This window comes from Streptomyces sp. NPDC026538, assembly GCF_055567535.1.
This window is the reverse complement of record NZ_JBVHQG010000003.1, coordinates 593,266-612,443: the sequence shown is the minus strand read 5'-3', so window position 1 is coordinate 612,443 and position 19,178 is coordinate 593,266. Positions and strand designations below refer to the sequence as shown.

The 19,178-nt window shown below is 70.1% G+C and carries 17 protein-coding genes and 1 pseudogene; 8 read left to right on the top strand and 10 right to left on the bottom strand.

Going from position 1 to position 19,178, the window contains the following annotated elements; all coding sequences use genetic code 11:
• The first annotated feature begins 236 nt into the window (after positions 1-236).
• Positions 237-2,654, top strand: a complete 2,418-nt coding sequence (locus tag ACZ4N4_RS15860; RefSeq protein WP_467588728.1) for a PA14 domain-containing protein — start codon at positions 237-239, stop codon at positions 2,652-2,654.
• A 64-nt stretch (positions 2,655-2,718) separates the two neighbouring features.
• Here the strand turns inward: ACZ4N4_RS15860 and ACZ4N4_RS15855 are convergent, their stop codons facing one another.
• The 5 genes from ACZ4N4_RS15855 to ACZ4N4_RS15835 all read right to left on the bottom strand — a co-directional run bounded on the left by ACZ4N4_RS15855 (position 2,719) and on the right by ACZ4N4_RS15835 (position 8,009).
• The gene (locus tag ACZ4N4_RS15855; protein ID WP_362574813.1) at positions 2,719-3,180 is read right to left on the bottom strand and encodes a heat shock protein transcriptional repressor HspR; all 462 of its coding nucleotides are present in this window, start codon (positions 3,178-3,180) and stop codon (positions 2,719-2,721) included.
• A 5-nt stretch (positions 3,181-3,185) separates the two neighbouring features.
• Positions 3,186-4,361: a molecular chaperone DnaJ gene (gene dnaJ / locus ACZ4N4_RS15850; protein WP_453578106.1), complete on the bottom strand. Its 1,176-nt coding sequence runs from the start codon at positions 4,359-4,361 to the stop codon at positions 3,186-3,188.
• Between the two features lie 36 nt (positions 4,362-4,397).
• The gene (grpE, locus tag ACZ4N4_RS15845) at positions 4,398-5,057 is read right to left on the bottom strand and encodes a nucleotide exchange factor GrpE (protein ID WP_467588724.1); all 660 of its coding nucleotides are present in this window, start codon (positions 5,055-5,057) and stop codon (positions 4,398-4,400) included.
• The gene (gene dnaK / locus ACZ4N4_RS15840) at positions 5,054-6,895 is read right to left on the bottom strand and encodes a molecular chaperone DnaK (protein ID WP_467588721.1); all 1,842 of its coding nucleotides are present in this window, start codon (positions 6,893-6,895) and stop codon (positions 5,054-5,056) included. The genes grpE and dnaK overlap by 4 nt, the downstream gene beginning before the upstream one ends.
• Positions 6,896-6,989: 94 nt before the next feature.
• Positions 6,990-8,009, bottom strand: a complete 1,020-nt coding sequence (locus ACZ4N4_RS15835; protein WP_453578097.1) for an MraY family glycosyltransferase — start codon at positions 8,007-8,009, stop codon at positions 6,990-6,992.
• Between the two features lie 243 nt (positions 8,010-8,252).
• Here ACZ4N4_RS15835 and ACZ4N4_RS15830 point away from each other — a divergent pair, with 243 nt between their 5' ends.
• Positions 8,253-10,535 (top strand): (Fe-S)-binding protein, encoded by a 2,283-nt coding sequence (locus tag ACZ4N4_RS15830; RefSeq protein WP_467588718.1) that lies wholly within the window; start codon positions 8,253-8,255, stop codon positions 10,533-10,535.
• Between the two features lie 69 nt (positions 10,536-10,604).
• Here ACZ4N4_RS15830 and ACZ4N4_RS15825 read toward each other — a convergent pair whose 3' ends face one another.
• Both ACZ4N4_RS15825 and ACZ4N4_RS15820 read right to left on the bottom strand, forming a co-directional pair.
• Entirely contained in the window at positions 10,605-10,820 is a 216-nt protein-coding gene (locus ACZ4N4_RS15825; RefSeq protein ID WP_352222334.1) for a DUF4177 domain-containing protein, read from the bottom strand.
• 115 nt (positions 10,821-10,935) lie between these two features.
• Positions 10,936-11,367, bottom strand: coding sequence for an Ohr family peroxiredoxin (locus tag ACZ4N4_RS15820; RefSeq protein WP_453578091.1), 432 nt, complete (start codon positions 11,365-11,367; stop codon positions 10,936-10,938).
• Positions 11,368-11,567: 200 nt separating this feature from the next.
• On the opposite strand from ACZ4N4_RS15820, the gene ACZ4N4_RS15815 reads away from it, so the two are divergent.
• From ACZ4N4_RS15815 to ACZ4N4_RS15805, 3 genes and pseudogenes are all read left to right on the top strand, one after another.
• A complete protein-coding gene (locus ACZ4N4_RS15815) occupies positions 11,568-11,792 on the top strand; it encodes a hypothetical protein (RefSeq protein ID WP_467588715.1) in 225 nt (74 codons plus the stop codon).
• A 44-nt stretch (positions 11,793-11,836) separates the two neighbouring features.
• Positions 11,837-12,403 (top strand): CGNR zinc finger domain-containing protein, encoded by a 567-nt coding sequence (locus tag ACZ4N4_RS15810; RefSeq protein ID WP_453578085.1) that lies wholly within the window; start codon positions 11,837-11,839, stop codon positions 12,401-12,403.
• A 51-nt stretch (positions 12,404-12,454) separates the two neighbouring features.
• Positions 12,455-12,721: pseudogene (locus ACZ4N4_RS15805) on the top strand (SDR family NAD(P)-dependent oxidoreductase); the annotation flags it as partial.
• A gap of 13 nt (positions 12,722-12,734) precedes the next feature.
• On the opposite strand, the gene ACZ4N4_RS15800 reads toward ACZ4N4_RS15805, so the two are convergent.
• The 3 genes from ACZ4N4_RS15800 to ACZ4N4_RS15790 all read right to left on the bottom strand — a co-directional run bounded on the left by ACZ4N4_RS15800 (position 12,735) and on the right by ACZ4N4_RS15790 (position 15,978).
• A complete protein-coding gene (locus tag ACZ4N4_RS15800; RefSeq protein ID WP_467588711.1) occupies positions 12,735-13,871 on the bottom strand; it encodes a sugar ABC transporter substrate-binding protein in 1,137 nt (378 codons plus the stop codon).
• Positions 13,872-14,147: 276 nt separating this feature from the next.
• Positions 14,148-15,125: a helix-turn-helix transcriptional regulator gene (locus ACZ4N4_RS15795; RefSeq protein WP_467588708.1), complete on the bottom strand. Its 978-nt coding sequence runs from the start codon at positions 15,123-15,125 to the stop codon at positions 14,148-14,150.
• A gap of 4 nt (positions 15,126-15,129) precedes the next feature.
• A complete protein-coding gene (locus ACZ4N4_RS15790) occupies positions 15,130-15,978 on the bottom strand; it encodes a phytanoyl-CoA dioxygenase family protein (protein WP_467588705.1) in 849 nt (282 codons plus the stop codon).
• 264 nt (positions 15,979-16,242) lie between these two features.
• On the opposite strand from ACZ4N4_RS15790, the gene ACZ4N4_RS15785 reads away from it, so the two are divergent.
• Genes ACZ4N4_RS15785 through ACZ4N4_RS15775 form a run of 3 tightly spaced genes read left to right on the top strand, consistent with a single transcriptional unit; the run spans position 16,243 to position 19,144 of the window.
• On the top strand, positions 16,243-17,340 hold the full coding sequence (locus ACZ4N4_RS15785; RefSeq protein ID WP_467588702.1) for a LacI family DNA-binding transcriptional regulator: 1,098 nt from the start codon (positions 16,243-16,245) through the stop codon (positions 17,338-17,340).
• Positions 17,337-18,263 carry an ABC transporter permease gene (locus ACZ4N4_RS15780; RefSeq protein WP_453578069.1) on the top strand — a complete coding sequence of 309 codons (927 nt, stop codon included), beginning with the start codon at positions 17,337-17,339 and terminating at the stop codon, positions 18,261-18,263. Before ACZ4N4_RS15785 ends, ACZ4N4_RS15780 begins: the two co-directional genes overlap by 4 nt.
• Positions 18,263-19,144, top strand: coding sequence for an ABC transporter permease (locus tag ACZ4N4_RS15775; RefSeq protein WP_467588699.1), 882 nt, complete (start codon positions 18,263-18,265; stop codon positions 19,142-19,144). Before ACZ4N4_RS15780 ends, ACZ4N4_RS15775 begins: the two co-directional genes overlap by 1 nt.
• The last annotated feature ends 34 nt before the right edge of the window (positions 19,145-19,178 follow it).

Below are 19,178 nucleotides of genomic sequence, written 5' to 3'. Positions count from 1 at the left end.
AAAAGACAACGCGTACGCCACACCCGGCGTCAAGCGGAACTACTTAACGAGTGCGCAACACTACCCTCCGCTGCACCTGTGAAGGCTAAGCGGAATCGTCTGCAAACACTCTTTACGGACCCTCCATCCAAAGGGAGTTCACGGGCAGGCAAAGATCAGTACAACCAACTCCTTTCCTCATGAGTCGACATCCGCAACGGCCATCTCCGTCGTAACGGGAACGACCAGAGGATCGAATGAAGTCAGCCAGACGCACCGCGGCCGGCGCCGTGGTGCTCGCCACCGCCGGCACCCTGCTCGGCGGCGCCACCGTGTCCGCCTCGGCGGCCACGACGACCTGCACCGCACCGGTCTACAAGCGGCAGCTGTTCGCGAACACCACGTTCAAGGGCACCCCGAAGAAGACCGCCTGCGACTCCGCGATCAGCGAGAGCTGGAGCGGCGCCCCCGCCTCCGGCCTGCCCAAGGACAACTTCGGCGTCCGCTGGACGGTGACCCGCGACTTCGGCTCCGGCGGCCCCTTCGCCCTCGCCGTCTCCGGACTCGACGGCATCCGGGTGTACGTCGACGGCGGCCGCAAGGTCGACCTGTGGAAGAACACCAGCAGGACGGTGACCAAGACCGTCAACGTCACCGTCCCCAAGGGCCGGCACACCCTGCGGATCGACTACGCCAACTGGACCGGCGCCGCCAAGGTCAAGTTCACGTACACGCCGAGGACTTCGGCCGCCGTGGACAAGGTCAAGCCGCTCGCGCCGAGCGGGACATCGGTCTCGTACGACACGGCCGCCGGCAGGGCGAAGCTCACCTGGTCGAAGAACAAGGAGTTGGACCTCGCCGGCTACCGGGTCTACCGGCGGATCAAGGGCGGCTCCTTCGGCAGCAAGCCGCTGGCCACGACCGCCTCCGCCACGTACACCGACACCCCGCCGAAGACCGGCGCCACCTACTACTACGAGGTCCGCGCCCACGACAAGGCGGGCAACCAGTCCCCCGGCAGCGCCGATCTGGGCGTCACGACCCCCGACAAGACCCCGCCGGCCGCGCCGTTCGTCGAGATGGACGGGTGCCCGTCCGACCAGCCCTACGCGGCCCCGGAACTCGTCACGACCGCGGAGAACGCGGCGGACATCGCGTGGTACGAGATGCAGCGACGGAACCCCGTCACCGGCGCCTGGACCACCGTGTACACCGGCGCCAAGGGCGCCATCTGCGACACCGGTTACCCGGCCGACGGCAGCAAGGTGACCTACCGGGGCCGGGCCCGCGACGCCGCCGGGAACTGGTCCGTGTACTCGGCCGCCACCACGTTCACCACCAGCGACCTGACGCCTCCGGCGACCGCGGCCGACGCCCGGTCCGGGTACCGCTCGGGCGTGCCCCACCTGGTGTGGTCCCCGGTCGACGGCGCCGCCTCCTACCAGGTCCTCCAGTACGACCCGGCGACCGGCGGCTATGTCGACGCCCTGCCCGGCACCGGCACCGCCGTCCACACCACGAAGGACACCGACGTCGTCCCGCTCCAGCAACTCGCGGTCGCCGACAGCTACCGGTACGCGGTGCGCTCGGTGGACGCGCAGGGCAACGCGGCGGCCCCGGTGGAGGTCACGCTGACGATGGCGGACCGCACCGAGGCCGTCCCCGCGTTCCGGACCACCGCGAACCGGTTCGACGAGGGCGTGATGGTCGAGTGGAGCAGCGCGGACCCGTGGACCTTCGGCGAGGACCGGCCGCTGCTCACCTACCGGATCGTCCGCACCGACAAGGCGACCGGCGTCAGCAGCACCGTGACCGGGTGCAAGCCGAACAACTCGCAGGACCTGCCGCCGGCGGATCCCGAGACGTATTGGACCTGGACCGGCGACGACGCCCCCGCGTACGCCGGGGACCGGCAGATCAACGGCGTCTGCTGGGACGTCTCCGGCGCGTCCGAGACGACGTACGACTACACGGTCGTGACGATCGACCCGTACGGCCACGAGTCGCGGCCCGGTCCGGCCGCCACGGCGACCACGCCGGACACCGTGCGCCCGGCTCCGGTGGAGAACCTGACGGCCGAACCCGTCCCCCTGGGCGTCCGCCTGACCTGGACACCGCCCGCTGACGACGACGTCACCGAGTACTACGTATGGCAGGGCATGACCGACCCGGACACCGGCGAGACGGTCTGGAAGAAGAACTGCTGGACCTCGAACTCCGCAGCCACCGGGATTGTCTGCCCGACCGTCCCCGACGGCGCCACCCACGTCTACCGCGTGGCCGCCGCGGACGGTTTCCACCTGTACGAGAACGAGGGCCCCGACTTCTTCCACACCACCACCGTCTCGGTCACCCTGCCCGACACCCGGCCGCCCGGCTGGACAAAGACCGAGATCCGTGCGGACCGTTACCCGGAGCTGTACGTGAACTGCTCCGCGAGCTCCGGCCTCGGCGACTGCTCCCGGTTCGCCGCCTACCGGGTGGAGCGCTGGGACCCGGCCGCGGCCTCCTACGTCACCCTGTCCGAGGGCCCTACGGGCAACACCGCGTACTACATGGACACCACGGTGTCCGGGGACTCGCTGGGCCTCTACTACTACCGCGTCGTCCGCCTGGACGCCTCGGGCGCCGAGGCCGCCATCACGTCGGCGGCGTACGGCATCTGGGACTTCTGACTCTGAGCGCAGGCAAAAGGGGCCCGGAGGTTCACCACCTCCGGGCCCCTTCGCGCGGGTACCGCTAGTCCTTGGCCTTCTTCGGCCGCCACACGACCAGCGCGCTGGTCTGCTGGACCTCCTGGTACGGGACCAGGTCACGGCGGTACGAGGCGTGTACCGCCGCTTCGCGCTGCCGCATCGCGGCCGCCGCGCCGTCCAGGGCCGCTTCCATCTCGGCCACGCGGGCCTGGAGCGCGGCGACCTGGTTCTCCAGTTCGATGATGCGCTTGATGCCGGCCAGGTTGATGCCCTCGTCCTGCGACAACGCCTGCACCTGGCGGAGCAGTTCGATGTCGCGGGCCGAGTAGCGCCGGCCCCGCCCGGCCGTGCGGTCCGGGGAGACCAGGCCCAGGCGGTCGTACTGGCGCAGCGTCTGCGGGTGCAGTCCGGAGAGCTGGGCGGCCACCGAGATGACGTAGACCGGGGTCTCCTCGGTCAGTTCATACGGCCCGCGGAAATTGTCACTGCGTCGACGGCCGTCCATCTCAGTCATGCTCCCTTCGCGGCCTCGAACAGCTCGGCACGCGGGTCCTCACCCGCGGTCGCCTCGCGATACGCCTCCAGTGCGTCACGAGCATTCCCCGACAGGTCCTTCGGGACACTCACCTCGACGGTGACCAGGAGGTCGCCGCGGGTGCCGTCCTTGCGGACCGCACCCTTGCCACGGGCACGCATGGTCCGGCCGTTGGGCGTGCCCGGGGGCAGCTTCAGGGTGACCGGCGGTCCGCCCAGGGTGGGCACCCTGACCTCGCCGCCGAGCGCCGCCTCGGTGAAGGTCACCGGGACGGTCACCGTGAGGTTGTCCTCCTTGCGGCCGAACACCGGGTGGGTGTCGACGTGGACCATGACGTACAGGTCGCCCGCGGGACCGCCGCGCTCGCCCGGCGCGCCCTTGCCGCGCAGCCGGATCCGCTGGCCGTCCGTCACCCCGGCGGGGATGCGGACCTGCATGGTCCGGGACGACTTGGCGCGCCCGCTGCCCTTGCAGTCGAGGCAGGGGTGTTCCGCGATCAGGCCGCGGCCCTTGCAGTCCGGGCAGGGGTCGGTGAGCGAGAAGCCGCCGCCGGATCCCCGCGCCACCTGGCCGGTGCCGACGCAGGTCGGGCACACCCGCGGGGTGCCGTTCTTGTCGCCGGTGCCCGAACAGGCCTTGCAGGGGGCCTGCGAGGACATCCGCAGCGGGACCGTGGCGCCCTCGATGGCCTCCGTGAAGCTCAGCGTGACCTCGGACTCGATGTCCTGGCCGCGCCGGGGCTGGGTGCGCGTGCCCGCGCCGCCGCCCCGGTTGAACAGGCCCCCCAGGACGTCGCCGAAGCCCCCGCCGAAACCGCCCCCGCCCTGCTGTTGCGCGGTGCCCCCGAAGAGGTCGCCCAGGTCGAAGTTGAAGTTGCCGCCGCCCGCGCCCGGCCCCGGGCGGAAGCCGCCGTTGCCGAAGAGGGCGCGTGCCTCGTCGTACTCCTTGCGCTTCTTGGGGTCACCGAGCACGTCGTTCGCCTCGGAGATCTCCTTGAAGCGCTCCTCGGCCTTGGCGTTGCCCTTGTTGGCGTCCGGGTGGAACTCGCGGGCGAGCTTCCGGTACGCCTTCTTGATCTCGGCCTCGGTGGCGTCCTTGGGGACGCCGAGGACCTTGTAGTAGTCCTTCTCGATGAAGTCCTTGGTGCTCATCCCCGACGCCCCTCCTTCCGCTCGGTACTTATTACGTCAGCCCTCCTCAGGGCCGTTGTCCTTCTCGTCGCCGGCCGCGGCGGCCTCTTCGGTCCCCTCGGCCTTCACCGGGGTCGCTCCCGGCTGCGGTTCGGCGACCGCCACCCGCGCGGGGCGGATGGTGCGCTCGCCGATGCGATACCCGGGCTGCAGAATCGCCACGCACGTCGTCTCGGTGACGTCCGGCGCGTAGCTGTGCATCAGCGCCTCGTGGATCGTCGGGTCGAAGGGCTCGCCCTCCTTGCCGAACTGCTGCAGGCCCATCTTCGCCGCGACCGTTTCGAGCGACTCGGCCACCGACTTGAAACCGCCGACCAGTTCGCCGTGTTCCCGTGCCCGGCCGATGTCGTCGAGCACCGGCAGGAGTTCGGTCAGGAGGTTCGCGATGGCGATCTCCCGGACCGTGATCCGGTCGCGGTCCACCCGGCGGCGGTAGTTCTGGTACTCGGCCTGGAGGCGCTGGAGGTCCGCGGTGCGCTCGCCGAGCGCGGTGCGCACCTGGTCCAGCTGGGCCGTCAGACCGGTCAGCTCTGCTGCGTTTGCGTCCCCGGCCGGGGCCGCCCCCTGTGCGGGAGCGGCCTTCGGCTCGGCGTCGTCGGAGGTGGCGCCGGAGGGGACGTCGGGCTTCTCCTCGAAGCCCGGGGTCTCCTCCGTCACGCGGCACCGTCCTTGCGCTCGTCGTCGACGATCTCGGCGTCCACCACGTCGTCGGCGTCACCGGCGGCCTCACCGGCGGGACCGCCGGCGGCGGCCTGCGAGGCCTGGGCGTCGGCGTACATGGCCTGGCCGAGCTTCTGGGAGACGGCCGCGACCTTCTCGGTGGCGGTGCGGATCTCGGCGGTGTCCTCGCCCTTGAGCGTCTCCTTCAGCTCCGCGATGGACTCCTCGACCTCGGTCTTGATCTCGCCCGGGACCTTGTCCTCGTTGTCCTTGAGGAACTTCTCGGTCTGGTAGACGAGCTGCTCGCCCTGGTTGCGGGTCTCGGCGGCCTCGCGGCGGCGGTGGTCCTCCTCCGCGTACTGCTCGGCCTCCTGGCGCATCCGGTCGACCTCGTCCTTCGGCAGCGAGGAGCCGCCGGTGACGGTCATCTTCTGCTCCTTGCCCGTGCCGAGGTCCTTGGCCGTGACGTGCATGATGCCGTTGGCGTCGATGTCGAAGGCGACCTCGATCTGCGGGACACCGCGCGGGGCCGGCGGCAGACCGGTCAGCTCGAACATGCCGAGCTTCTTGTTGTACGCCGCGATCTCGCGCTCGCCCTGGTAGACCTGGATCTGGACGGAGGGCTGGTTGTCCTCGGCGGTGGTGAAGATCTCGGACCGCTTGGTCGGGATCGTCGTGTTCCGCTCGATGAGCTTGGTCATGATGCCGCCCTTGGTCTCGATACCGAGGGACAGCGGGGTCACGTCGAGGAGCAGGACGTCCTTGACCTCACCCTTGAGGACACCGGCCTGGAGGGCGGCGCCGATGGCGACGACCTCGTCCGGGTTGACGCCCTTGTTGGCGTCCTTTCCGCCGGTCAGCTCCTTGACGAGCTCGGCGACGGCGGGCATACGGGTGGAGCCGCCGACGAGGACCACGTGGTCGATCTCGCCGAGCTGGATGCCGGCGTCCTTGATGACGTTGTGGAACGGCGTCTTGCAGCGCTCCAGGAGGTCCGCGGTCAGCTGCTGGAACTGGGCGCGGGTGAGCTTCTCGTCGAGGTGCAGGGGGCCCTCGGCGGAGGCGGTGATGTAGGGCAGGTTGATCGAGGTCTCGGTGGAGCTGGACAGCTCGATCTTGGCCTTCTCGGCGGCCTCGCGGAGGCGCTGGAGGGCCATCTTGTCCTTGCCGAGGTCCACGCCGTGGCCGGCCGCGAACTGCTTGACCAGGTAGTCGACGACGCGCTGGTCCCAGTCGTCACCACCGAGGTGGTTGTCGCCGTTGGTGGCCTTCACCTCGACGACGCCGTCGCCGATCTCCAGGAGGGACACGTCGAAGGTGCCGCCACCGAGGTCGAAGACGAGGATCGTCTGGTCGTCCTTGTCGAGGCCGTAGGCGAGCGCGGCCGCGGTGGGCTCGTTGACGATACGCAGGACGTTCAGGCCCGCGATCTCGCCGGCCTCCTTCGTCGCCTGGCGCTCGGAGTCGTTGAAGTAGGCCGGGACGGTGATGACCGCGTCGGTCACCTTCTCACCCAGGTAGGCCTCCGCGTCCCGCTTCAGCTTCTGCAGGATGAACGCGGAGATCTGCTGCGGGTTGAAGTCCTTCCCGTCCAGCTGGATCTTCCAGTCGGTGCCCATGTGACGCTTCACGGACCGGATGGTGCGGTCCACGTTGGTGACCGCCTGGCGCTTGGCGACCTCGCCGACCAGAACCTCGCCGTTCTTGGCGAAGGCGACGACGGACGGCGTGGTCCGGGCACCCTCGGCGTTGGTGATGACGGTGGGCTCGCCGCCTTCAAGAACGCTGACGACAGAGTTAGTCGTGCCCAGGTCGATGCCGACCGCACGTGCCATGGTGATTTCCTCCAGCTGACTTGAGTGGAACGGACTCAAGTGTGCATCAAGCCCGGCCAGGGGTCAACAGACCTGAGTCGTCAAGGCTCAACTCTTATCCGTTCCTTACACGCAAGTGCCCGCTGACCTGCGTGGACTCCAGACGCCGAGGCCCGTACACCGGCACCCGAAGGAGTAGCAGCACGACGCTGACGGTGACGCAGGCGACGCATGTGGCGCCTGTCCGCCCGACCCAGCCACCATGCACGAGCACCCCCACGAGCACCCCCGCGAAGGCTCCGGCGCCGAGGACGACGGTCGCGCCCGGCGGGGTGAGCCCGAGCCGCCGCAGCCGGTGGGCGAGATGGTCGGGCCCGCGCCGCAGCACCGGCCGCCCGGCGAGCAGCCGCGACAGCACGACGAGCAGGACGTCGGCGCTCGCGACGGCGGTGAGCGCGAACAGCACGCCCGCGCTGGCACCGGGGTCGTACCCGGTCCGGGTGATCAGCGCGGCCGCGGCCAGCACGAACCCGGCGAACAGCGAGCCGGTGGCGCCCAGCGCGATCCGCGCGGGGTGCCAGTTGTGCATGAGGAACCCGGTGAGCGCCGCCGCGAGCACGCTCAGCAGCACGGCCAGCCCGTCCATGACCTCGGCGGCGGCGCAGGCCCCCACCCCGAAGGCGGTGATCACCCCCACGGTCCCGGCCAGTCCGTCCGCGTGGTCGAGCCCCTTGAAGGCGACGGCGACGAAGGCGATCCAGCCGACCCCGAGCAGCCCTTCGCCCACCCCGAACTCCCCGTACGGCACCACACACGCGGCCGCCACGGCCGTACCGAAGAGCAGGAACCGGGTCTTCAGCCGCCACACGTCGGCGACCAGCCCGAGGAGCGCCACGGCTCCCCCCGCGACCAGCAGCTCCCCGACCCCGGTACCGAGCGGGGCGACCCCGCTCCAGTCGCCGGCACCGGCGACCAGACAGGTGGCGCCCACGACGGCGAACCCGCCGAGCACCGGGACGGGGCGCGCCCGCCGGCGGTCGACGAGCCCCAGCCGCAGCGCGAGCGGCCGGATCAGCGCGGCGAGGACGGCGGCGAGCAGCAGGGCGGTGGTGGCGGCGGCGATCCCGTAGAGCACAGGTCTAAATTAGACCTAAATGTAACAATTCCGTACGAGTAACACGAATAACACGATCACTTTGCCGCCGCAAGGCAGCGGCAGGTCAGGCACACCTCAGCGATTCAGATCACCCCGCACCTGACTACAGTGCGAGTAAAGATGCGGGTAGTCTCAGACCGACTGCATAAGTTACCGCTTAGTAATTTCGGGCACCCTCGCGTAGAGACCCGAAGAGACCCCTCGCAGGCCCGAGGAGCCCCCATGCAACTCGCCGCGATCATCGTGTCGCTGGTTCTGATCGTGGTCGGCGTGGCGTTGTTCGCCCGCGCCGTCCTGCAGATCTACAACTTCATGCGGCTCGGCCAGAACGTGCCCGCCGGCACCCGTACCGACGAGCCCGTGCAGCGGACCGTCACGGTGGTCAGGGAGTTCCTCGGCCACACCCGGATGAACCGGTGGGGCATCGTCGGCGTGGCGCACTGGTTCGTCGCGGTCGGCTTCTTCTCGCTGCTGCTGACGATCGTCAACGCCATCGGCCAGCTGTTCCAGGCCGACTGGCTGCTGCCGGTCATCGGCGAGTGGGCGCCGTACAACGTCTTCGTCGAGTTCATCGGCACCATGACGGTCCTCGGCATCCTGGTGCTGATCGTCATCCGCCAGCTGAGCAAGCCGAACCGGCCCGGCCGCAAGTCCCGCTTCGCCGGCTCCAACTTCGGCCAGGCGTACTTCGTCGAGACGGTCATCCTGATCGTCGGCGTCTGCATCTTCATGCTGCACGCCCTGGAGGGCGCCCAGCACCACGTGGACTCCTACGAGGCCTCCTTCTTCATCTCCTACCCGGTGGTCCACTGGCTCGGGGGCATGAACGTCTCCACGCTCCAGAACCTCACCTACTTCTTCGCCGGCCTGAAGATCGCGACCTCCTTCATCTGGATGATCGTGGTCGCCCTCAAGACCGACATGGGCGTCGCCTGGCACCGCTTCCTGGCCTTCCCGAACATCTGGTTCAAGCGCAACGCCACCGGTGAGACCTCCCTGGGCGCCCTGCTGCCGATGACCTCCGGGGGCCGGCCGATCGACTTCACCGACCCCGGTGACGACGACGTCTTCGGCGTCTCCCAGGTCGAGCAGTTCTCCTGGAAGGGCCTGCTGGACTTCTCCACCTGCACCGAGTGCGGCCGCTGCCAGTCGCAGTGCCCGGCCTGGAACACCGGCAAGCCGCTCTCCCCCAAGCTGCTGATCATGTCGCTGCGCGACAACGCCCACGCCAAGGCGCCCTACCTGCTCGCGGGCGGCGGCAAGACCATGGAGGGCGAGGAGAAGGCGAGCGAGGAGCAGCTGGCCGGGGTGCCCGCCGCCGCCCTCGCGGAGGCCGAGCGGCCGCTGATCGGCACCGCCGAGGAGAACGGCGTCATCGACCCGGACGTGCTGTGGTCCTGCACCACCTGCGGTGCCTGCGTCGAGCAGTGCCCGGTGGACATCGAGCACGTCGACCACATCGTCGACATGCGCCGCTACCAGGTGATGATCGAGAGCGCCTTCCCCTCCGAGGCGGGCACAATGCTCAAGAACCTGGAGAAGAAGGGCAACCCCTGGGGCCTGGCCAAGAAGCAGCGCCTGGAGTGGCTCAAGGAGGTCGACTTCGAGGTCCCGGTCGTCGGCAAGGACATCGAGGACCTCACCGAGGTCGAGTACCTCTACTGGGTGGGCTGCGCCGGCTCCCTGGAGGACCGCGCCAAGAAGACCACCAAGGCCTTCGCCGAGCTGCTGCACATCGCGGGCGTCAAGTTCGCGATCATGGGCGGCGACGAGAAGTGCACCGGCGACTCCGCCCGCCGCCTGGGCAACGAGCCCCTGTTCCAGGAGCTCGGCATGGAGAACGTCATGGCGCTGAACATGGCGTTCGGCGAGGAGACGGACGACGACGGCAAGGTGACCGAGGAGTCCCGCAAGCCGAAGTCGGCCAAGAAGATCGTCGCCACCTGCCCGCACTGCCTCAACACGATCGGCAACGAGTACCCGCAGCTCGGCGGCGACTACGAGGTCATCCACCACACCCAGCTGCTCCAGCACCTGGTGGACGAGGGCAAGCTGGTCCCGGTCACCCCGGTCGAGGGCATCATCACCTACCACGACCCCTGCTACCTGGGCCGCCACAACAAGATCTACACGCCGCCGCGCGAGATCATCGCCAGCGTCCCGGGCCTGCGCAACGAGGAGATGCACCGCCACAAGGAGCGCGGCTTCTGCTGTGGCGCCGGCGGTGCCCGGATGTGGATGGAAGAGCGCATCGGCAAACGCATCAACAACGAGCGCGTGGACGAGGCGCTGTCGGTGAACCCCGACATCGTCTCGACGGCCTGCCCGTTCTGCCTGGTGATGCTCACCGACTCGGTCAACGGCAAGAAGAACGACGGCAAGGCCAAGGAGTCCATCACGGTGGTCGACGTGGCCCAGCTGCTCCTCGACTCCGTGAAGACGCCGGTCGACCCGGCGGGCGAGGCGGAGCAGGAGAGCGCGCCGGAGCCGGAGCCGGTGAAGTAACCCGTTCACACGAAAGCGCCCCCCGACCCACTGCGGGTCGGGGGGCGCTTTCGTGTGCTTCCGGCTCGGTCAGCCGCGCGGGCGCTCGAAGGTGAGCAGCAGGCCCTCGACGGCGCCGGGACCTATCCGGCCCTTGACGTCGGCGGAGGTGATGGCCTTGAGGCCCCAGCCGTCCTCGGCGTGCTTGTTGAGGACCTTCTCCAGCTTGTCGCTGTCCAGCGCGTCGCCGATCAGCGACTCCCGGAAGGTGACGACCTTGTACTCGTACGCGTAGGCACTGCTCATGACTGAGGGATCCTCCTGCCGGCGGGGCCGGGTCGGGACGGGTTGCCGGGGCCAGACAATCACCCCGGGGCAACGCCGCACACCGCGGGACCGGAATTGGGGGGCGCCGGTCGCGTCAGGCCGCGGCGGCGGTGGCGTTGACGGTGACCGGGATGTTGCCACGCGTGGCCTTGGAGTAGGGGCAGATCCGGTGGGCGGCCGCACCCAGCTCGGCGGCGGTGGCCTGGTCGACGCCGCCGAGTTCGAGATTGAGTACGGCGGCGAGGCCGAACTCCCCGTCGTCACCGTGATGGAGGGTGACCTCGGCGGTGATGGCGGTGCTCGTCAGCCGGACCCTGCGCTCGGCGGCGGCGCGGCGCACGGCGCCCAGGAAGCAGGCCGCCCAGCCCGCCGCGAACAGCTGCTCGGGGTTGGTCGCGTCGCCGGCGCCGCCCAGCTCCTTCGGGATGGCCAGCGTGGTGTGAAGGAGCCCGTCGGCGGAGTGGACCCGGCCGCCGTTGCGGCCCTCTCCGTCGACGTTCACGACGGCGGTGTAGCTGACTGCCATGACAGTTCTCCCTTGTTCGTCACCTGTCGAAGCGGTGATCGGATACTTGCAGGGGTTAGCGTCACCAGTCAAGACGGTGACGAATTAGACCGGCGAACAGCTCAGAGGACCTAGTCATTGATAGGCGTCACTCTCTTGACCAGTGACGCTCTCCCATGCGACAGTCACAGAGCATCGAGTCGGACGAAGGGAGTTCAGCGATGGAGAGCCGGAACACCACGGACTTCACGGGCGCTGCCGCCGCCGGGGACGACGCGGCGGCGGCGCTGCGGCGGGCGCGGTTCGGGGCGCTGCCCGTGCGCATCCGCTACGAGGACATGATCGAGGAGCACACCGCGACCCCGGCCGACCCGGCCCGGTACGCCTACGACCCCGAGGGGTCCTGGCAGTCCTTCTCCTGCCTCGCCGCCGACCTGGGCCTCTGAGTGCGGGCCTTGATGGCAGGGGAGTCACCCGTCAGAATGGTGATGTGAACCTCGACAGCCCCCACGTATTCGTCTGCGGAAACCCGGCCCTCGACTTCGCCGCCACGCTCCGGGCGCGCCGTTCGGTGCGCTTCGAGATGTTCGTGACGCCGGACCGGCTGAACGCCTGGTACGTGGAGTCGGGCATCGTCGACGCGGTCTCGCCCGGCGAGGAGGCCGACGTCGAGCAGGCGAGGACCGTGCGCGAGGCCGTCTACAAACTGGTGACCGCCCGGCGGCTGGGCGAGGAGTACGACGGGGCGGCGCTGACCGTCGTCAACAACGCGGCACGCAGGCCGCCCGCGGTGCCGCAGCTCACCCCGTCGGGGCGCTGGACGCAGGCGACGCCTGAGGAGGCCCTCTCCCTGGTGGCGCGGCACGCCGTCGAGCTGCTGAGCGGGCCGGACGTGCCGCTGCTCAAGGAGTGCGAGAACCCGGAGTGCACCCGCACCTACATCGACCGCTCCCGGGGGATGCGCCGGCAGTGGTGCGGGATGGAGTCCTGCGGCAACAGGATCAAGGCAGCCGCGTACCGGGCTCGCAAGAAGACCGTGCCGTCGGCGGCCCGCTGACGCGCAGGTGCTCGATCCCGGTGTCGAGGGCCGCCCTGAGGTGGGTCGAGAACCCGGGCCTGGGCTGCGGAGTTCGGCCCCCAGGGGGTGCGGGTCAACGCCGTCTCACCGGGCGTGATCCTGCCCCCGACCCAGCCGGGCGCGGAGCCCCACCCGGGCGAGGTCATGATGAAGGGCACCCCGGCCGGTCAGGTCGGCACCCCGGACGCCATCGCCCATGCCGTGGTCTGGCTGGCCGGCGACGAGGCGTCCTTCGTGCACGGCACCGTGGTGGATGTCGACGGGGGCAGGACCGGGGTCGCCGTCATCGCCGCGTAGCGCGGCCGGTCCGTCACTTCAGGCCGATCGCCGCGCAGTCCGCCGCGTACGTCGGGGTGCAGATCTCGTCGACGGAGTAGACGCCGTCCGCGACCACCGTGTCCTTGATGTTGTCCCTGGTGAGGGAAACCACCGGCACGAGGGTCGCGGGGATCTTCCGCCCGCTCGGGCCGTCGACCGTGTCGCGGGTCAGCGCGTCGTACTGGATGTCCTTGCCCTGCACCTTGTACACCGCCATCTCGGCGGCCTGGGTGGCCTCGTCCAGGAACGACTTGTAGACGGTCATGTACTGCTCGCCCGAGACCACCCGCTGCACCGCGTCCAGGTTGGCGTCCTGCCCGGTGACCGGCGGGATCCGGGTGGCCCCCGCTTCCTTCATCGCGTCGATGACGGCGCCCGCCATGCCGTCGTTGGCCGAGTAGACGGCGGCGATGTTCTTGAGGCCGACGGTCCGGATCGCCTTCTTCATGTTCGCCCCGGCGACCGCCGGCGACCACTTGTCGGTGTCGTACGCCTTGGCTATCCGGACCTTGTTCCGGAGTTCGTCGAGGGCGCCGTCCTTGAAGCTCGCCGTGTTCGGGTCCGCGGGGTCGCCGTTCATCATGACGATCTCGCTGGTCTCGGCCTTGCTGCCGAGCGCCGCCGTGATGGCGCGGCCCTGGACCTCGCCGACGAGTTCGTTGTCGTGGGAGACGTAGGCGTCGACCGGGCCCTGGGCGAGACGGTCGTAGGCGATGACGGGGATGTCGGCGTCCTTCGCCTTCCGGACCTCCGGCGCGATGGCCTTGGCGTCGACCGCGTCCACCAGGATGATGTCGACCTTCTGCTCCACCATCCGCTGGAACTGCCGGCTCTGAGTGGCCGGGCTCGACTCGGCGTTGGCGTAGACGACCTTGCCCTTGCCGTGGGTCAGGGAGGCGACCTCCTTCTTGAAGATGGGGTGGTCGAAGGCCTCGAACCGGGCGGTGTCCTTGTCGGGCAGGAGCAGACCCACCGTGATGTCGTCGCCCTTCGCCGCGGTCGCGGAGTCACCGCTCCCGCCGATGCCGTCGACGACGCCGCACGCGGTGAGGGCGAGAGCGGACGTGAAGCCGGCCAGGGCCAGTGCGATGCGGGGCACGGGGGTGCCGCAGAGGACAGGAGCGCTCACATCAGGCGCCTTCCGAGTGGGGGGAACATCATGCGCAACCGACGATGTGAAGGAAGCAAACGCGGAGCGGACTTGCGCGTCAAGCCGTGAGGGCAGCCGACCCGTTGGGCGGTACCGGGTACGGCGGGGCGGCAACGGGTGGCAGAGCGAGGGTTGTTGCTGGTCAGGGAGGTGCGGACAGGAGGGCGAGCGGCAGGCCACCGAATGTGCGGATTTCGGTGGGCCCTGGCCGGGGAACAGTGAAGGCCTTGTGACGTCCCGGCCGCTTCGCGACCGCTATCGCCGGTAATCAGCCCGCTCGCCGGTCCCGGCGGCCGACTCGGAACCCGGCGCCGGCTGCCCGGAAGCGGTGTGCGCGGGCGGCGCCAGTGCCTGGAGCGCGGACAGCGCGCCGTTCGTGATCGGGGACGGCGGCGCCGACTCGGGCGGGACGGCACGGAAGACGCTCGGGGGCAGGCCGTAGACCGCGCGGAACCGGCGCGAGAAGTGGTACGCGTCGGCGAAGCCGCACTGGACCGCGATGGCGCGCAGCGAGAGGTTGCTCAGCCACAGCAGTGGTTCGGCGCGCGCCAGACGGAGCCGTTCCAGCGCTTCCACGGGGCCGGTACCGAGTCGCCGCCGGCAGATCCGGCACAGCGTGCTCTCCGAGACCCCGGCCGCCCGCGCCAGCCGCTCCAGGGCGAGCGGCCGGGCGACACCGTCCGACCAGTGGGCCCGGACCGCGGCCATCATGGCGACCAGCGGCGGAGGGAGCGTGCCCGCGCCGCTCTCGGGGCCGGGGCCGTGCACGAAGGTGAGGAGCAGCAGCCGCAGCGTCTCCTCGGCGTGCCGCTCCCAGGCCGGCCGGCGGGCCGCGCCGAGCGTCAGGAGGTACTGGCAGAGCGCGGCCATCGGATCGCCCCGCCCCGTGAGTTCGCGGACGACGGGCCAGCCGGTGTCGTCGGGGGGGTGTACGCCCCGTGCGGCCGGGGGCAGCCGGAAGTGCGTGTAGCCGTGCCGGGTGGGCCGGTTGGGGTCCCAGTGGAAGGTGTCGCGCATACCGGGACGTACGAGCAGCAGCGCGCTCGGCGTCAGCGGCACGGTCAGATCACCGCAGACCCAGCGGGCGCTGCCGTGCAGCAGCCAGACGAACTCGTACGACCCCGCCTCCCGGGGGCCGAAGACCGACCCGGGCGGGTAGTCGGCGACGGCGGGGCCCAGCCGGGCGAGGAGTGCGGGAGCCGGGAGCGGGACGGACCCGGCGTCCTCCGTCATGGCCTCACCGGTCGCAGCCTCCGGACCGGTCGCGGCGTACCCGGGGTGTGCGGATGCCGGTGGTGCCCTTGTAGGCGTACGGGTCGCTCCCCGCGACCAGCACGACGTCCCGGAAGTCGGCCTGGGCCATGGGCGTTTCGGCGTCGGGGGGCGCCCAGGGAAGCAGCGACGAGGCGCTCATGTAGTGGTTGACCAGGGCTCGCCGAAAGCCCCTTCGGCCGGTGTGGGGCAGCGACTTGTGCAGCAGGTAGCCGTTGAAGAGCAGTACCGATCCGGCGGCGATCTCGACGGGTACGGCGTCCGTCTCGTCGTACGGGAAGCCGTAGGACTGGACCGTGCAGTCGTAACGGGCGTCGTCGTGCTCGCGGTTGGGGTAGATGACGCCGGGCCGGTGCGAGCCCGGCAGGACCCACAGGCAGCCGTTGTCGACGGTGGCGTCGTCCAGGGCGAGCCAGGCGGCGGTCAGGGACCGGTCCCGGGTGGGGATGAACATCTCGTCCTGGTGCCACGCCTGGCCCGGCCTGCCCTCGGACTTGACGAACAGCATCGACTGCATCGACTTGACGTCGGGTCCGATCACCTCGGTCAGCGGCCCGACGACGGCGGGATGGCGCATGGTGTCGAGCATGAGCGCCGACAGCTTGTGCGGATAGTGCACGCACAGGAACCGGCGCACGGTGTCGTCGTCGCTCTCGGCCGCCACCGGCACCGGTGCCCCCTCGACGGCGCCCCGTTCGCCACGGCAGATGCGCACGGTCTCCGCGCGCAGCTCGGCCACCTCGTCCGGTGTCAGGGCGCCCGGCAGCACGGCGTAACCGTCCCGGTCGAAGCGGGCGGGGAGATCGTTTTCCACAGGGGCCCGGACGGTCATCGCATTCCCTTTCCTGCCGGGGCATCGGCTCCACGACGGAGAACGGCCGTGATTCCGATGTTCCTGAACGGCGCACCCGCCTGCCATGGCTCGCCCGCGCACGGAGATGGCGAATCCTGTCACCCGGCCTGATCGAAATGCGCGGGAAACGGTCTCGGCAAAGGGAGTTCACGCGTCTTGACGCGTTTCGCGACGCCCGAGTAGCGTCATTCGGCACTTGCTAATACGTATTAACCGGGGGTGCTCATGGTCCCTCCCGAACGGCGTAGACGCTCCACCCAGCGGGACATCGCCCGGCACGCCGGCGTCTCCCAGGCGACGGTGTCACTGGTGATCAGCGGCGGTGCGGCCAGTGCGCAGATCGCGGAACCGACCCGCCGGGCCGTGCTGGCGGCGGCCGAGGAACTGGGCTACGCGGCCAATGTCGCCGCACGCAGTCTGAAAGGCGGCCGGAATCGGCTGCTCGGGCTGTACACGTTCGAGTCGGTCTTCCCGACCGACCAGCGCGATTTCTACTACCCCTTTCTGCTCGGCGTGGAGGCGGAGACGGCCCGGCAGGGATACGACCTGCTGCTGTTCTGTTCCGGCGGGGGCGGATCCGGTCCCTCGGCGGCCGAACGGTCGATCTACGTCGGCGGGACCAACCGGCTGAAGATCGCGGACGGTTGTCTGCTGCTCGGCCGGAACGTCCGCCGCGAGGAACTCTCCGCCCTGGTCCGGGAGGACTTCCCCTTCGTCTTCGTCGGCCGCCGCGAGGTGGACGACGGTGAACTCTCCTACGTGGCCGCCGACTACGTCTCCGCGACCGCGGCACTCGTCGCCGAACTGGCACTCCTCGGCCACCGGCGGATCCTGTATCTGCGGGCCCTGGAGGACAGCGAGCCCACCCGGGACCGCGAGGAGGGATACCGGCGCGGGCTCGCCGAGGCCGGCCTCGACCTGGACGAGGCGCTGATCCGGAGCCTGGCCGACCCGGCGGACCTGACGGTCGAACACGTCGAGGACTGGATCGGCGGGCTCGGGATCACCGCGCTGCTGGTCGAGCCGACCGAGGACAACCGGCTCACCGAGGCGCTGGCGACGATGGCCGGCACGGAGCGCATCCGGTTCCCGGCGGACTGCTCACTGGCCCTGCTGGGCGATCCGCCGTCCTGGACGCCGGAGTTGCGGAACTGGACCCGGTTCTCCCTGCCCCGCGCCCAGATGGCGGGTGAGGCAGTGCGGCTGCTGATCGAACTCCTCGACCAGGAGATCTGCGAGCCACGACAGCTGACGGTGCCCTGCGCGTTCGTACCCGGCGACTCGATCGGACCCGCCCGTACCGGCGGGAGGCCCGGCGCATGATCCGGATGATCGTGCACCGGCTGCTCGTCGGCGTCTTCGTGATGTGGGGCGCCGCCTCACTGATCTTCCTCATCGTCCGGGCCGCGCCCGGCGACCCCGCGACCGTGCTGCTCGGACCCGACGCCGACCAGAGCCAGATCGACAGTCTGCGCGCCTCGCTCGGACTGGACCGGCCGCTCGGCGCGCAGTACCTGAGTTATCTCGGTGACGTCTCCCGCCTTGACTTCGGCGAGTCGCACCGGCTCGGCAGGCCCGCCATGGACGCGGTCCTCGACCGGCTGCCCGCCACCGTCGACCTCACGCTGACGGCCACCGTGATCGCGGTGATCGTGGGACTGACGCTGGGCATGCTGGCCGGCGGACGGCCGGGCGGCGTGGTGGACCGGGTGGTGTCGGCCTGCACGATCGCCCTCCAGTCGTTCCCCACGTTCTGGATCGGCATCATGCTGGTGCTGGTCTTCGCCCTGGGCCTGCGCCTGCTGCCCAGTTCCGGATCCGGCACACCCCAGCATCTGGTGCTGCCGGCCGTCACCCTCTCGTTCCCGTTCATCGCGATCATCGCCCGGCTGACCCGGACCAGCCTCGCGGAGACGATGCGCGAGGGCTACATCCAGACCGCGCTCTCCAAGGGACTGACCGGACGTCAGGTGCTGCTCGGGCACGCTCTGCGCAACTCGCTGATCCCGGTGGTGACCGTGGTGGGCGTCCAGGTCGGGGCGCTGGTCGGCGGCGCCGTGATCGTCGAGAACGTGTTCGCCTGGCCCGGCCTCGGCTCGCTGGTGGTGGACGCGGTGGCCAACCGCGACTACGCCGTCGTCCAGGGCGCCACCCTTCTGGTCGCCGGCATCGTCGTCGTCCTCAACCTGGTGGCCGACCTGCTCATCGCCCAGCTGGACCCCCGGATCCGGACGGGAGCCGTCTGATGGCCGACCTCGCCACCGCCCCCGAAACGCTGACGGCGGCCCCGCCGCGGGCGCGGCGCCGCGGGCTGCTCTCCCGGGTCCCCACCGCGGTCGTGGGCTGCTACCTGCTGGTCGCCGCCGTGGGACCGCCGCTGATCCACTACGACCCGGTGCACACGTCCCTGGACGACCGGCTGCTCTCCCCCGGCTCCCGGACCTCCACCGGGGGCACGGCCTGGCTGGGCACCGACGGGCTCGGCCGTGACCTGCTGGCCCAGATCGTCTACGGGGCCAGGACGTCGGTGCTCATCGGCGTGTCCACGGTCGCCCTCTCCTGCCTCGTCGGGGTCCTCCTCGGTGCCGTCGCCGGTTACGTCCGCGGTGCCGTGGACGCCGTACTCGCCCGGCTCTTCGACATCCTGCTGGCGTTTCCCGCGATCCTGCTGGCGATCGTGATCGCGGGCGCCTTCGAGCGCAGTGTCCTGCTGGTCGTCCTCGCGCTCTCGGCGACCGGCTGGATCACCTTCGCCCGGGTCACCCGCGGTGTCGCGCTCTCCCTCAGGGAGCGGCCCTGGGTCGACGCGGCCCGGGTGCTGGGGGTGCCGGGCCGGAAGATCCTCGCCCGGCACGTCCTCCCGTTCACGGCGGGGCCGATCGTGGCCCTCGCCACCCTCGAGTTCGCGCTGGTGGTGCTGGCGGAGGCCGGTCTCAGCTTCCTCGGTATCGGGCTGCCCCTGTCGACCGTGTCCTGGGGGCAGACCATCGCCAACGGCAAGGAGTACCTGGAAACGCAGTGGTGGATCTCCACCCTGCCCGGCATCGCCCTGTCCTTCCTGATCATCAACGTCGGCATCCTCGGTGACCAGCTCACCGCCCGCTACGGGCGGGGCCGCTCCGACTGAACTTCCCGGACTTCGCGCACCGCTCTCGTTCCCA